The sequence below is a fragment of the Limosilactobacillus urinaemulieris genome, from assembly GCF_014838745.1.
GTDB classification, from domain to species: Bacteria; Bacillota; Bacilli; order Lactobacillales; family Lactobacillaceae; genus Limosilactobacillus; species Limosilactobacillus urinaemulieris.
Genome location: NZ_JABUXR010000005.1, coordinates 44,312 through 58,987 on the forward strand (window position 1 = coordinate 44,312; position 14,676 = coordinate 58,987).

General features: G+C 40.2%; 9 protein-coding genes. 7 read left to right on the forward strand and 2 right to left on the reverse strand.

Annotated features, from left to right (window positions below; all coding sequences use genetic code 11):
• Positions 1-194 precede the first annotated feature (194 nt).
• Entirely contained in the window at positions 195-3,119 is a 2,925-nt protein-coding gene (locus HUK45_RS03685; RefSeq protein ID WP_191911143.1) for an LTA synthase family protein, read from the reverse strand.
• 267 nt (positions 3,120-3,386) lie between these two features.
• Here HUK45_RS03685 and uvrB point away from each other — a divergent pair, with 267 nt between their 5' ends.
• From uvrB to whiA, 5 genes are all read left to right on the forward strand, one after another.
• Positions 3,387-5,444, forward strand: a complete 2,058-nt coding sequence (gene uvrB / locus HUK45_RS03690) for an excinuclease ABC subunit UvrB (protein ID WP_191911144.1) — start codon at positions 3,387-3,389, stop codon at positions 5,442-5,444.
• Between the two features lie 7 nt (positions 5,445-5,451).
• Entirely contained in the window at positions 5,452-8,286 is a 2,835-nt protein-coding gene (gene uvrA, locus HUK45_RS03695; RefSeq protein ID WP_191911145.1) for an excinuclease ABC subunit UvrA, read from the forward strand.
• A 269-nt stretch (positions 8,287-8,555) separates the two neighbouring features.
• A complete protein-coding gene (gene rapZ / locus HUK45_RS03700) occupies positions 8,556-9,425 on the forward strand; it encodes an RNase adapter RapZ (protein ID WP_191911146.1) in 870 nt (289 codons plus the stop codon).
• A 20-nt stretch (positions 9,426-9,445) separates the two neighbouring features.
• Positions 9,446-10,432: a gluconeogenesis factor YvcK family protein gene (locus tag HUK45_RS03705; protein ID WP_191911147.1), complete on the forward strand. Its 987-nt coding sequence runs from the start codon at positions 9,446-9,448 to the stop codon at positions 10,430-10,432.
• Positions 10,433-10,445: 13 nt separating this feature from the next.
• Entirely contained in the window at positions 10,446-11,387 is a 942-nt protein-coding gene (gene whiA, locus HUK45_RS03710) for a DNA-binding protein WhiA (RefSeq protein ID WP_003717597.1), read from the forward strand.
• A 61-nt stretch (positions 11,388-11,448) separates the two neighbouring features.
• On the opposite strand, the gene clpP is transcribed toward whiA, so the two are convergent.
• A complete protein-coding gene (clpP, locus tag HUK45_RS03715) occupies positions 11,449-12,042 on the reverse strand; it encodes an ATP-dependent Clp endopeptidase proteolytic subunit ClpP (protein ID WP_191911148.1) in 594 nt (197 codons plus the stop codon).
• Positions 12,043-12,678: 636 nt separating this feature from the next.
• On the opposite strand from clpP, the gene HUK45_RS09685 reads away from it, so the two are divergent.
• Both HUK45_RS09685 and gap read left to right on the forward strand, forming a co-directional pair.
• The gene (locus tag HUK45_RS09685) at positions 12,679-12,810 is read left to right on the forward strand and encodes a hypothetical protein (RefSeq protein WP_255372237.1); all 132 of its coding nucleotides are present in this window, start codon (positions 12,679-12,681) and stop codon (positions 12,808-12,810) included.
• An 804-nt stretch (positions 12,811-13,614) separates the two neighbouring features.
• Positions 13,615-14,628, forward strand: coding sequence for a type I glyceraldehyde-3-phosphate dehydrogenase (gap, locus tag HUK45_RS03720; protein WP_191911149.1), 1,014 nt, complete (start codon positions 13,615-13,617; stop codon positions 14,626-14,628).
• Positions 14,629-14,676 lie beyond the last annotated feature (48 nt).

Sequence of the window (14,676 nt, forward strand, 5' to 3'; positions counted from 1 at the left end):
GGGACGGTTGACTAACCTAGAACGATGAATGATGATGAAATCATCAGAGTCGTTCGTAGCCGAATAGGCTTGCTTCGCTGCGTTAGACTCGAGTCCCTCAGTTAATTCCCGCGATTAGACTCTCTAAGTTCGGGGATTAATAAGTATATAGAGGGCGGGAAAAAACTTAACGTTTTTTCTCGCCCTTTTTCTATCTATTTTGCGATTTGTTTTAAGAATGAATTCTTTAGTAAGTAATGGCGACCAGCAGTAAGGTCATACTGAACTAATTGATAGTCATGAAAAAGTTTCTTTTGTTTTGCAGTGAGCTTAACGTGTTTTCCACGAGCGTTAACAAAGTCGGTTCCTCCTTGATGGGCTGAATTGTTTTTTGCGGTACCGTTAGTCGGTAATGATGTTGCCGGGATATCTTCAGCAACCTTCGTTAGTAGGGCATAGTAGGGTGAAACTTTAACATCCATTTGAGCAAGCGCCATTGCAGCAAAATTGTTTGGCCCAACAAGTTGGTGCTGCCAAGTAAGACGATTTTGGTTAGTCTTTCGTGCGGCTGCGTTATTATAAATGAAGTAATCAGTTTCGTGGAGCTGGGTACCATACTTTCCCATTGGTAAGCCATGATAAATTCCGGGGAGGTGATCACCATACCAAACAACAGTAGTTGGCTGCTTAAGCTTATCCAGCTGATTAATCCACTCCTTTAATGCTTGATCAGTATAGTGAATTCCCTGAATATAAGTTTCAATTTGTGCTTTTTGATCAGGAGTTTTAAATCCTTTTCCGGAAACATGGTAATTCTTTTTTGTGTAGTAGGTTGGTTCATATGGCATGTGATTTTGCATAGTTGCTAATTGAACGAACTTACCGTGAGGTTGATGTTTAAGGTTTAACGTTACTTCTTTATAGGCAGAATCATCACTAACGCGGGGACTTCGTTGGATTTTTTGAGTATAGGTAATTTGGTCGCCACCATCGAAGTGATAGAACTTATTAAAGCCAAACTTTTTGTAAACCGTTTTTCTACTATAAAGATTTGCGGAAAATGGGTGGATTCCAATACTGTAATTAAACAGGTTGTTAATGGTAAAGGTCCGCCCTTGGTAAGGAACTAGTTGTGAATACGGTGTTGGTAATGTTGGCGAGAAGTTTGCAATTGAAAGACCAGTTAGGGCCTGGTATTCCATATTAGCTGTTCCGCCACCATAGCCTGAGCTAAGCATTAATCCACTAGTTGAACGCTTTTTTAACTGGTGAAGGTAGGCAATTGGGTTTCCGCTGACTTTCATTCCCGGAATCCGGGATGGATCTGAGTAGCTTTCGCTGAGGACAAACACCAGATTTTGGTCGCCAACACTATTATGGGTACGATTTTGATTAATTTTTGCTCCTAACTTAGAGTAACGGTTAGCTAAAGCTTTCATTGTGGCGGCTGAATATCCCTTAGGCTTATTCATTACGTGGACGTCAATGTTATTGGCAAATTGGAGAAGAGTACCATTCATTTTAGCCCCCCGTAATTGGGAATAAAAGTATGGAGTATCGTCGATATTCTGCAATTGCTTATAGACGATCGAATTACTATGGTTTGCGAAATTGAAGCTAAAGAGGTAGGCACAGGAAAGCGCCGCAATTGCAATCCGGATAATTGGGTTAAAGCGGCAAGAACTACCGACACGTTTTTCTAGTTGCCAACAGATAGTAATAATAATGATGGCGACAATTAAAGTGAAAACAATCATCCACTTATTAACCATCCCCAGCATTTCACCAGGGGCAGTTAATGTTGAGACATCAGTAGGAATAATTGGTTCATTTCTGGTCGCAATTTTAAGGATAGAAACTCCTAACCAGCCTAAGTAGAAAAGGATGGTTATCCCTGAGCTTAACCACCAACGATTAGTAATTGCCATTAGGATCAAAGCAATTGCAAAAATAATAAGAACATTTACCGTAATAATCTTTGGTCGTTCGGTTAACATCCACTGAACCATCGTAAATTTACCACCCCAAAGGATAGTAAACGAACCAAGAGTGATCAGCCAGAGAATAATAAAGGTAAAGAAAACTGGCCAGAAGTTTTGGCAGATTCGTTTAAAACGGCTAAGAAGGTTATGGTAATTTAACTGCCAAGTTATTTTATTTCCCAGGAAATTAATTAGCGCTAAAATTCCGGCGAAAACGACAGCAATTATGATACCAACCAAAAGCAAAAGCTGCCAATTAACATGTGGTAAGAGCAATGGAGTAAAGATCATCGGTAACCCGAGCAAGTTAAGAAGCAGAATTCCGGTAACAGGTAAAAGGTACTCTCTAGACTTCTTGTTGATTGTTCGGAAAAACCATGCGGTCATTAGTAAACAAGTGAGGAGAAGAAATGGTTGGTATGCGTTAATTCCTAATAAATAGTGTGTGTTGGGGGTAAGATCACTATGCGGACTATAATCAACATGGTTCATATTGAGCCAGGTAATTAGTGAGGAAAACAGTAAGCTGATGATTGTTAATCCGGCATAGCACTTGCTTGACCATTTTTTCAGCCATTGTTGATCGTTTGCTAGCCAGTCGCCAAGGGCAAAAAGATAGCTGAACCAGATTAGGCTTGTCCCACGATGAAATCCAAATGCATCGTAACCGCTGATCAAGTTTATAAGGAAGAAAATGAATGAAAAGCCAATCAACCAGTGACGACGCGTAATTGTTGACCAACGATGACATAGTTTTTGTAATGGGTGAGCAAAAAGGTATAGCCCGCTGCAGACGAGCCAGGTGATAAATACTTGCTGAACAACGTAGAGTTCGGGAGAAGGTTGAGCAGTTGTGGTTACTGGTTGGGTAGTAAACTTCGCCCAGGTGAAGGTAATTATTCCAATAATCCATAGGTTAAGAACAACTACCTGACGATTAAATTGTCGTTGCTGTTGATTAGCACCAATGGCGATTGGTACCCATAAGACAACTGTACTAACAAATGTTTTTAGAATCCACCAAAGAATAAAGGGCAAGGTTGCTTCTTGGAGGTGGGTGAGAAGCTGACTTGCGGTTCCTAAAAAGCAAATAATTGTTAAGGCAACAAACAAAGTCCCCAATTGTTGCCCACACTTTTGCTTTAAACTACTAAACATTGATCTCCAACTTTCCTTTTATGAAATTTAAACATTACTATTATATGTACAAGCAAAGTCGTGATTCAATAGTAGAGAAAATGATTAAGGTAAAGTTAATTTACTGATGTGGATTGTTTTATAGTAAGACAGTTTAGAAATTCTATATTGATAGACGAATGCATGTTCTGATGATAAACTAAAAGAGGTAATTTATCATTAGAAAGACGGAAGGTAACGAAGAACGAGTTGTTGCCTTCCATTTTCGAGTGCTGAGGAGGATTAATCGTGATATATCGTCAACCTCATAAAAATTTTGAGTTAGTTTCAGACTACAAGCCGACTGGGGATCAGCCAGAAGCAATTAAGGAATTAACCACTGGAATCAAGAAGGGCGAAAAGGCCCAGATCCTGTTAGGAGCCACCGGAACGGGAAAAACTTTTACGATTTCAAATGTTATTGCGAAAGTCAATAAACCAACATTAATTCTATCCCATAACAAAACGCTAGCTGGACAATTATATAGTGAAATGAAAAAGTTCTTCCCGCATAATGCGGTTGAATATTTTGTTTCCTATTATGATTATTACCAGCCAGAAGCTTATGTTCCTTCTAGCGATACATATATCGAAAAGGACGCATCGATTAATGATGAGATTGACGAATTGCGCCATTCCGCGACTAGTTCATTAATGGAACGAGACGATGTTATTGTTGTGGCATCTGTTTCCAGTATTTTCGGTCTTGGTGATCCGAGTGAGTACCATAATCACGTAGTTTCATTACGGGTTGGCCAAGAAATTGAGCGGGATCGGTTACTCCGCGAGCTGGTTAATATTCAATTTGAACGTAACGATATTGATTTTCAACGGGGACGATTCAGAGTTCACGGAGATGTTGTTGAAGTCTTTCCCGCATCACGTGAGGATAAAGCATTGCGGATTGAATTCTTTGGTGATGAAATTGACCGGATTCGTGAAGTTGATGCTCTGACTGGCGAAGTAATTGGTGATCGGGAACATATTTCAATCTTCCCGGCAACTCACTTCTTAACAAGTGAAGAGATTATGGATCGGGCACTTCCGCAGATTGAAAATGACATGAAAAAGCAGGTTAAAAAGTTTACTGATGAAGGAAAACTCCTTGAGGCAGAACGAATTCAGCAACGGACAACTTATGATATCGAAATGCTTCGTGAAATGGGGTATTGTAACGGAATTGAAAATTACTCACGGTATATGGATGGTCGAAAACCTGGAGAGCCGCCATACACTTTACTGGATTTCTTTCCCAAAGACTTCTTGCTAGTAGTTGATGAATCACACCAAACGATGCCTCAAGTTCGGGGGATGTACAATGGTGATCGGGCCCGAAAGCAAATGCTAATTGACTATGGTTTTCGGCTACCGAGTGCCCTTGATAATCGACCATTAAAATTAGCAGAATTTGAAAAACATGTTAACCAAGTTGTTTATATGTCGGCTACTCCTGGTCCGTATGAAATGGAACAAACAGATCACGTTGTTCAACAAATTATTCGACCAACCGGCTTACTAGACCCAACGATTGAGGTTCGACCGGTAATGGGACAAATTGATGATCTGGTTGGCGAAATTAATAAGCGGATCGAAAAGCATGAACGCGTCTTTGTCACAACGTTGACTAAGAAAATGTCCGAGGATCTTACTGACTACCTTAAAGATCTTGGATTAAAGGTTAAATACCTCCATAGCGACATCAAAACGCTAGAACGGACACAAATTATTCGTGATCTTCGCTTAGGCAAGTTTGACGTTCTTGTGGGAATTAACCTTCTTCGTGAAGGACTGGATGTTCCAGAAGTATCTTTAGTCGCGATTCTTGATGCTGATAAGGAAGGATTTTTACGGAATGAGCGTTCCTTAATTCAGACAATTGGTCGGGCAGCACGAAATGTAAATGGTTCCGTAATTATGTATGCTGATACCGTTACTGATTCAATGCAAAAGGCAATTGATGAAACGAAGCGGCGACGGGAAATTCAGATGGCATACAATAAAAAGCATGGGATCACTCCTAAAACCATCATTAAGCCAATTCAAGAGGCTATTTCCTCAACTACGAAAACTGAGGATAGTGGAAAAGAAGCTGACAGTACAGAATTTACTACTAAAGACTTTGCTAAGCTAAACCATGATGATCAGACAAAGATGGTTGAAGAATTAACTGAACAAATGCGGACAGCAGCCAAGCGGTTGGACTTTGAACAGGCCGCAACGCTTCGTGACACGATAATGGAATTAAAGGCCCAGATAACAGGGAAGAAAACTAAAAGGATGAAGCATAGTAAAAATAAGGGGGAGTGAATTATTCGTGGCAAACGATAAAATTATTATTCATGGCGCACGTGCACATAACTTAAAGAACATTGATGTAAAAATTCCTAAGAATAAGTTAGTTGTCATTACTGGCCTATCCGGCTCGGGGAAGAGTTCGCTAGCATTTGACACCCTATATGCAGAGGGACAACGCCGCTATGTAGAAAGTTTATCTGCTTATGCTCGTCAGTTCTTAGGGCAAATGGATAAGCCGGATGTTGATTCAATTGATGGCCTTTCACCAGCAATATCGATTGACCAGAAGACCACATCTCATAACCCCCGTTCCACGGTAGGAACCGTTACGGAGATTAACGACTTTCTGCGGTTATTGTGGGCACGGGTAGGAACCCCGATATGTCCCAATGATCATATTCCGATTAGCAGCCAATCACCTGACCAGATGGTTGACCGGGTACTGGAACTTTCTGAACGAACTCGGCTTCAAATTCTTTCTCCAGTTGTTCGTGATAAACGCGGAATACAAAAGAAAGTCTTTGAAAAGATCAAAAAGGAAGGATTTGTTCGGGTTCAAGTAGATGGTGAAACCTATGAACTAGACGAGGTCCCAGAACTTGATAAGAATAAGAAACATACGGTTAATGTTGTCATTGACCGGATTATTATCAAGGATGGGATCCGCTCTCGCTTGTTTGATTCATTTGAAGCTGCTTTGAGGTTAAGTGACGGTTACGCAATTGCAGATGTGATCGGTGGGGACTCAATTCCGTTTTCCGAAAAGTATGCTTGCACAATTTGTGGATTTACAGTAGGTGAGCTTGAACCACGACTGTTCTCTTTCAATGCTCCAATTGGTGCTTGTCCTGAATGTGAGGGCTTGGGGTCGAAACTAGAAGTTGACGTGGATCTAGTAGTTCCTGACCGAACTAAGACACTTCGGGAAGGAGCAATGATTCCGTGGAACCCGATTTCCTCACAATATTACCCGCAGTTACTGGAACAATTCTGTGAAGCTGCCGGAATCAACATGGATACGCCGTTTAATAAACTTTCAAAAAAACAACAGCAACAGGTTCTATATGGTAATGGTGATCAGACATTCCACTTCCACTACGAAAATGACTTTGGCGGAGTTCGGGATGTCGATGTGCCGTTTGAGGGCGTTATTAATAATATTAAACGACGGTACAAAGAAACCAATTCCGACTTTACTAGGGAGCAAATGCGAAAGTACATGACAGAGCTACCTTGTCCGGCTTGTCATGGCTACCGGCTTAACCAACGGGTATTAGCAGTTAAAATTAACGGCCAAAATATTGGTGAAGTTTCTGAATTGCCTATTAGTAAGGCAATTACATTTTTTGAGGGTGTGCAATTCTCTGAACAACAAGAAAAAATCGCCCGGCCAATTTTGAAAGAGATTTTAGATCGGCTGACTTTTATGAAAAATGTCGGTGTTGAATACCTGACACTGAGTCGATCTGCACGAACACTTTCTGGTGGTGAAGCTCAACGAATCCGTTTGGCAACTCAAATTGGCTCAAATCTTTCTGGGGTAATGTACGTTCTTGATGAACCCTCAATTGGTTTACACCAGCGGGATAATGATCGACTAATTTCTTCCCTTAAAGCAATGCGTGATCTTGGTAATACTTTAATTGTGGTTGAACACGATGAAGATACTATGCGAGCTGCGGACTATATTGTGGATATTGGTCCGGGAGCTGGAGCTAATGGTGGAAAAGTAATGGCTGCTGGAACACCAAAACAAATCATGCGTTCCAGAAAGTCACTAACAGGTCAGTACCTTTCTGGTAAAAAAATGATTGAGGTTCCTAAAGAACGCCGGGAAGGTAATGGAAAACACATTATTCTTAAGGGAGCTGCCGAGAACAACCTAAAGAACATTAATGTCGATTTTCCTCTTGGTAAGTTTATCTGTGTAACTGGTGTTTCCGGTTCTGGAAAATCCACGTTAGTTAACGTGATTTTGAAGCGGATTTTGGCACAGAAACTAAATAATAATTCTGCTAAGCCAGGTAAGTATAAATCAATTAGTGGAATTAGAAACATCGAGAAGGTAATTAATATCGATCAATCGCCAATCGGTCGAACACCACGGAGTAATCCTGCTACATATACCGGGGTCTTTGACGATATTCGCGAACTCTTTGCTCAAACAAATCAGGCAAAGATGCGCGGCTATAACAAAGGACGCTTTAGTTTTAACGTAAAAGGTGGTCGTTGTGAGGCCTGTCATGGTGACGGGATTATTAAGATTGAGATGAATTTCTTGCCAGATGTTTACGTTCCGTGTGAAGTTTGTCATGGAACACGTTATAATTCAGAAACTCTTGAAGTTGAATATAAGGGAAAAAATATTTCACAGGTTCTGAACATGACTGTTTCTGAAGCATTGAAATTCTTTAGCGCAATTCCGAAAATTAAGCGAAAGCTGCAGACGATTGAAGACGTTGGCTTAGGCTACGTAACTCTTGGTCAACCAGCTACTACGCTATCAGGTGGTGAAGCTCAGAGAATGAAGCTTGCTGCCGAACTTCATCGTCAATCACGAGGAAAAAGCTTCTATATTTTGGATGAACCGACAACCGGGTTACATATGGATGATATTAAACGCTTGTTGGCGGTCTTGCAGCGATTAGTAGATGCTGGGAATACTGTCCTAGTGATTGAGCATGATCTTGATGTTGTTAAGTCAGCTGATTGGCTCATTGATCTCGGCCCTGAGGGCGGAGAAGCAGGTGGCTATATTGTTGCTACCGGGACTCCTGAAGAAGTTGCAAAGGTTAAAGAAAGTTATACCGGACAATATCTGAAGAAGATGTTAGAACGAGACAAGGCGCTTTAAGAAAAAAACAACATTAAAAATTCTAAATAACCTAAGGAAGCTGGCATCAGTGGTGCCCATTATTAACGCATAACAATTTCTTGGGAAATCCACAAGAAGGTTTCAGAGTTCGAGATTGTCGAGCTTTGAAACCTTTTCTGTAGGTTTTAATCATTAACTAGCGCTTTGTAAAAAATGATAAGCCCAACCCTAGTTTTAGTTATTAAAAGACACACCCGGATTGTTGTGATACAATAACTAGGTATAAGTGTAGAAAAGAGGGGGAGAACATGGTAGAAAAGATGCGAGTGGTAATTATTACCGGAATGAGCGGTGCTGGGAAAACCGTTGCTGTTCATAGTCTTGAAGACTTAGGATACTTCGTGTTCGATAATATGCTGCCTAACTTGGCAGAAAAATTTGTCGATGTGATGGAGAAAGCGAGTCAATTTAATAAGGTTGCTATGGTGATGGATTCTCGTTCCCAGAGATTTTATGATCAAGTACTGCCAAGTATTCGCCAATTAAAAAAACGTGAGGATCTTGATGTTAGTTTACTTTTTCTCGACGCTGCCGATGATAAATTAATTTCTCGTTATAAAGAAACGCGTCGTTCACACCCGCTATCGCCTCATGGTCGGTTGTTGGATGGCGTAACGGCTGAGCGAAAATTGCTGAACAATCTTAAGAGTGAGGCAGATATTCGGATTGATACTACTTCTTTGACGCCACGAAACCTCAAACTAAGACTCAATAAGATTTTTGGTCATGGCGAGGGGAGCAATTTCTATATTGAAGTAATGTCATTCGGCTTCAAGTATGGATTGCCGTTAGACGCTGATATTGTACTTGACGTTCGTTTTCTCCCTAACCCCTTTTACGTCCCGGAGCTTAAACATTTAACAGGAAATGATGCTGCTGTTCAGGAATATGTGATGAAAAGCCCGTTAGCAAAGGAATTTTATGCACATTTAAAGTCACTATTAGAAACGGCAATGCCAGGCTATATTCATGAGGGGAAAAGTAGTCTAACAATTGCAATTGGCTGTACTGGAGGACAACACCGTTCCGTTACCATTGCAAATAAGATTGCAACTGATTTAAAAACTGATGGTTATCAAGTTAATATTCACCATCGGGACGTTGATAAGGCAAAATAAAAAAGAAGAGGAAGGATTATATGTTTCATAAGCCAAAGATTGTTGTGATCGGGGGCGGAACTGGTCTTCCAGTTATCCTTCGCGGGTTGCGCGATCAAAATGCTGATATTACAGCGGTGGTTACCGTCGCTGATGATGGTGGTTCGTCGGGGATCCTTCGAGATTATATTAATGTAGTCCCGCCTGGCGATATTCGAAATGTTCTGGTGGCGCTCTCTGAGTTACCAAAATTACAGAAGGAGATCTTCCAGTACCGTTTCAAAACGACTGACCAATTTTTGGCAGGTCACGCTATTGGTAACCTTATTATTTCCGCGCTTTCGGAAATGCAGGGTGATATTTTTGATGCAGTCCAGGAGCTTTCAGAGATGATGGAGATCCGGGGTCATGTTTTTCCTGTTTCTGATGAACCATTAACGCTGAATGCTGAATTTATGAATGGCTCAATTCTTAGTGGTGAGTCAGAAATTACTAAGGCTCATAAGCAGATTAAACGTGTCTGGGTAACGCCATCAAATGACGATGATGGTCACAAAGCCAAAGCAGTGCCTGAGGTTATTAAGGCAATTGAAAACGCGGATCAAATTGTTTTAGGGCCCGGTAGCCTGTTTACAAGTATTCTGCCAAATTTGATGATTCACGATGTTGCCGAAGCTGTATGCAAAAGCAAGGCAGAAGTAGTCTATATTTGCAACATTATGACACAAAAAGGAGAAACCGATCACTTTACTGACGCCGATCATGTTCGGGTGCTTAACCGTCATCTTGGTAAAAACTTTATTGATACTGTATTAGTTAATATTCAGCCAGTTCCTGATAACTATATTGACTTTAAGGAATGGAATGAAATTTCCCAGCCTGTAGGACATGATTTTCAGGGACTCCGGGAGCAGGGGTGTCGAGTTATTAGTTCCAACTTTTTACAGTTAAAGGATAATGGAGCATTTCATGACCGAGATAAGGTTGTTAATGAGTTAATGAATCGCCTCCATGAAGTTCATGATTAGGAGGTGACTGGCATTGTCCTATGCTAGCGAAGTAAAAAAAGAGCTAACAGCAATTAAGGTCCACCGTGATAATGCTAAAGCAGAGCTAATGGCCTTAATCAGGATGAATGGATCAATCGGGATTAGTAATCATCACCTAGTATTGAATATTCAGACTGAAAATCCCGCCATTGCTCGGCGAATTTATTCATTATTAAAAGACTTTTATCACGTCGAAAGCGAGATTGTTGTCCGGCGGAAGATGAAACTAAAGAAAAATAACCAGTACATTGTTCGTTTGCGTTATTCTGCAGAACGTGTTTTGGATGATTTACAGATCTTGCAAGGGATGCAGATCAAAGAACAGGTTCCTGTCGAATTGTTAAAGGATGAGTGGATGGTTCGTTCATATTTACGTGGTGCATTTTTAGCTGGTGGTTCTGTCAATAACCCTGAGACTTCCCGTTATCATCTGGAAATCTATTCTCTCTATGAAGAACATAATGAGATGATTGCCCGAATGATGAATAAGTTTGGCTTAAATGCTCAAACAACTGCTCGACGAAGCGGGTATATTGTTTACCTTAAGGAAGCAGAGAAAATTGCTAATTTTATGTCGCTAATTGGCGCGACTAATTCGATGCTACAATTTGAAAATATTCGAATAGTTCGCGACATGCGTAATTCGGTTAACCGTCTCGTTAACTGTGAGAATGCAAATATGAACAAGATCGCTAACGCTTCAACTAAACAAATTGAAAATATTAAGCTCATTGAAGCAAGCGTCGGCTTAGAAAGCTTGCCAGATAAGCTACGCGAGATTGCTGAAACGCGACTTGCTCACCAGGAAGTCAGTTTAAAAGAATTAGGAGAACTAGTTCCCGGTGGCCCAATTTCGAAGTCTGGTGTTAATCATCGCTTGCGAAAGTTGAATGCATATGCGGATGAGCTGCGAAACCGAGCACTAGCCAAATAAGTAAGTTTAAACGAAAATAAGCTGAAGGAAATTTTCCTTCAGCTTATTTTCTGATCATTAGTTACTTCAACTTTGAATTATTTTCCATAATTCCGTCAAGCAAACCATAATCAACAGCCTCTTGAGCAGTTAAGTAGTGATCACGTTCGGTATCATGGTTAATCTTTTCGATTGGCTGTCCTGAATTCTTGGCCAGAATTTCGTTAATCATCTTTCGTGTCTTCAAAATTTCAGTAGCAGCAATTTCAATTTCGGTTTGTTGACCTTGAGCACCACCAGATGGTTGGTGAATCAAAACTTGTGAGTGTGGCAAACCAAAACGCTTACCCTTAGCACCTGAGGATACTAGGACACTGGCCATGGAAGCAGCCATCCCGATAACAATAGTTTGAACATCAGACTTGATGAAGTTCATGGTATCGTAAATTGCCATTCCAGATGTAACCACACCACCTGGAGAATTAATGTAAAGGTAAATGTCTTTTGTTGAATCTTGCGCATCTAGGAAAAGAAGTTGCGCAACGATTGAATTAGCCATATCGTCTTCAATTGGACCAGACAACATAATGATCCGATCCTTTAGAAGCCGTGAATAAATGTCATAAGCACGTTCACCACGAGATGATTGCTCAATGACAGTAGGAACTAAATTCATAGTCGATTAGCCTCCCTTATTTTTAGCACTTGTTAGCATCAATTGCTAACTTATGTGAATACTATACTCGTTTGGTCAAAAAAGGTCAAATGATTTGTCATGAAAAATAAAAATGAGACCGGGAGTTTAACGGTCTCATTATTTTATTATGGTCAATTCGTGGTGTTTATACGGCTAAGCATCATTAATGATAGGGGGAGAGGAAATAATGAGCCGCATAGTTGGTATTAATTTAGTGAAGATCCTTAGCAATCAAACTAAGTTCAGTCGCAGCTGATTCCTTATCAAGGGTTGTCCAGTCGGTATTGTTAAATTTAACGAATGCTTTGAATGTATCTTTAGTCATAATAAATTACCTCGTTTTCATATATTGGGCATTTTAATTGGCCCTTCTTTGTTTACGACTATATAGTACCTCCTATTGGTATACTTTACAAGTCCTTTTATCTATTAATTTTTCTAAAGATATTTTAAAATTGGTCTAGTTTAATTTTTTGAAATTTTTTACTCTAGGAAATGTTGCTATGATAATCCTGACAAGAGATAGCATTTTATGAAGGGTTGCTTTTTAAATCCATGCCCGGTATAATTGGAACGTTAATTAATTTACGTTTAATATATAAGGAGGCATTTGCTATGCGTAAAGCACACCCATACGGCGTTCAAGGTCGTCGGCCAATTGCTCCTAAGTACAAGCGAGCATTAAAGGAAAAGAAGATTGAAGCTATTCGTAAGTGGGCTAAGGAAAAGCCAGCTGAAGAAAAGTAATTTAATATTGTAATGGTTGACTGAATCTATTTTAGTCAACTTTTTTATTTACTATTATTTAATAATAGGGATCAACCGGAAGTTAACTTTCTTAGAGGAAAGACTGACTGGTATAGGACGATAAATGTTGATGAAATCATTAAACATATAGTAAGAAGCCGAGAAAAAACAAGACGTTTTTTCTCGGCTTCTTACTATTACCAGTAATTTTCGAAACTACTGAGTCTAATTGCGGGAATCCAAATAGGCTCACTTCGTTTCGTAAACCGAGCCTTCGAGTCTAACGCAGCGGTGCAAGCCTATTCGGCTACGAACGACTCTGATGAGTTTATCATCACTCGTCGTTCTAGGTTAGCCCATCAGGCTCTTAAATGGGTTAATTCCCAGTTTCCCTCTATATTAAATATTACTAAAAAAGGAGACTAACAAATTTTGTTAGTCTCCTTATAAAAAATGCGCCCCCCGAGAGTCGAACTCGGATCTCGAGAACCGGAATCTCACGTGCGATCCATTACACTAAGGGCGCGTCAACAAATATTATATTATCTTACTTTAAGCATAATTGCAACAATAAATTTCTATTTTAATAATGATAACGTTTTCACAAGAAAAATAAAACTTTTCAGGCTAATTGGATAGACAAGTTAGTGAAATGTGAGTATTATTAATACCGTAAGGTTGTAATTGCTAAATCATGATCTGGCATAGATGCCTAATATTACTTAGATGTGATTGGTATCGTATGAATGTGATTGAATTAGCAAAGACACTAATTATGTTTTTCCTAAAGGAGGAAATTGCAGTATGACTGTAAAGATTGGTATTAATGGTTTCGGCCGTATTGGTCGTTTGGCATTCCGTCGTATTCACGAACTCAACACTGATGATATTGAAGTTGTTGCTATCAACGACTTGACTTCACCAGAAATGTTGGCTTACTTACTTAAGTACGACTCAACCCAAGGTCGTTTTGATGGCGAAGTTTCATCAACTGACAAGGGTATCGTTGTTGATGGCAAGGAATACCCTGTATACGCAGAACGTGACGCACGTAACATTCCTTGGGTAAAGAACGACGGTGTTGACTTTGTTCTTGAATGTACTGGTTTCTACACTTCTGCAGAAAAGTCACAAGCTCACTTGGATGCCGGCGCAAAGCGTGTTCTTATTTCTGCACCTGCTGGTAACATTCCAACTGTTGTTCCTGGTGTTAACTTGGATACTTTAAAGGCTGATGACAAGATTGTTTCAGCTGGTTCATGCACAACTAGTTGTCTTGCACCAATGGCTTACTGGTTGAACAAGAACTTCGGTATCAAGGTTGGTACTATGACTACTGTTCACGCTTACACTGGTAGCCAAGCTGTTCTTGACCAACCACGTGGTAAGAAGTTCCGTAACAACCGTGCTGCTGCTGTTAACACTATTCCTCACTCAAGTGGTGCTGCTAAGGCTATCGGTCTTGTTATTCCTGAATTGAACGGTAAGCTTTCAGGTCACGCACAACGTGTTGCTGTTCCTGATGGTTCATTAACTGAACTTGTTAACATCATGAACAAGAAGGTTTCTGTTGATGATGTTAACAACGCTATGAAGGAAGCTGCCAAGGATAACCCAGCATTCGGTTACACTGATGACCCAATCGTTTCAACTGATATTATTGGTTCTACTTTTGGTTCTGTATTTGACCCATCACAAACCGAAATCATGGAAGGCGAAGATGGTACTCAATTAGTTAAGACTGTTGCATGGTACGACAACGAAAATGGTTTCACTTGCAACATGATCCGGACTTTGCTTCACTTTGCAAAACTTTAATCCGGAATGCTGAAATATTAGCGGCATAAAAAGGTGGGAGGAGGAGAC

What these genes read in the sequence shown, in the direction of transcription:
- HUK45_RS03685 (WP_191911143.1), bottom strand. Translation starts at nt 3,119, where the DNA reads ATGTTTAGTAGTTTAAAGCAAAAGTGTGGGCAACAATTGGGGACTTTG.
- rapZ (WP_191911146.1), top strand. Translation starts at nt 8,556, where the DNA reads ATGGTAGAAAAGATGCGAGTGGTAATTATTACCGGAATGAGCGGTGCT.
- HUK45_RS03705 (WP_191911147.1), top strand. Translation starts at nt 9,446, where the DNA reads ATGTTTCATAAGCCAAAGATTGTTGTGATCGGGGGCGGAACTGGTCTT.
- clpP (WP_191911148.1), bottom strand. Translation starts at nt 12,042, where the DNA reads ATGAATTTAGTTCCTACTGTCATTGAGCAATCATCTCGTGGTGAACGT.
- HUK45_RS09685 (WP_255372237.1), top strand. Translation starts at nt 12,679, where the DNA reads ATGCGTAAAGCACACCCATACGGCGTTCAAGGTCGTCGGCCAATTGCT.
- gap (WP_191911149.1), top strand. Translation starts at nt 13,615, where the DNA reads ATGACTGTAAAGATTGGTATTAATGGTTTCGGCCGTATTGGTCGTTTG.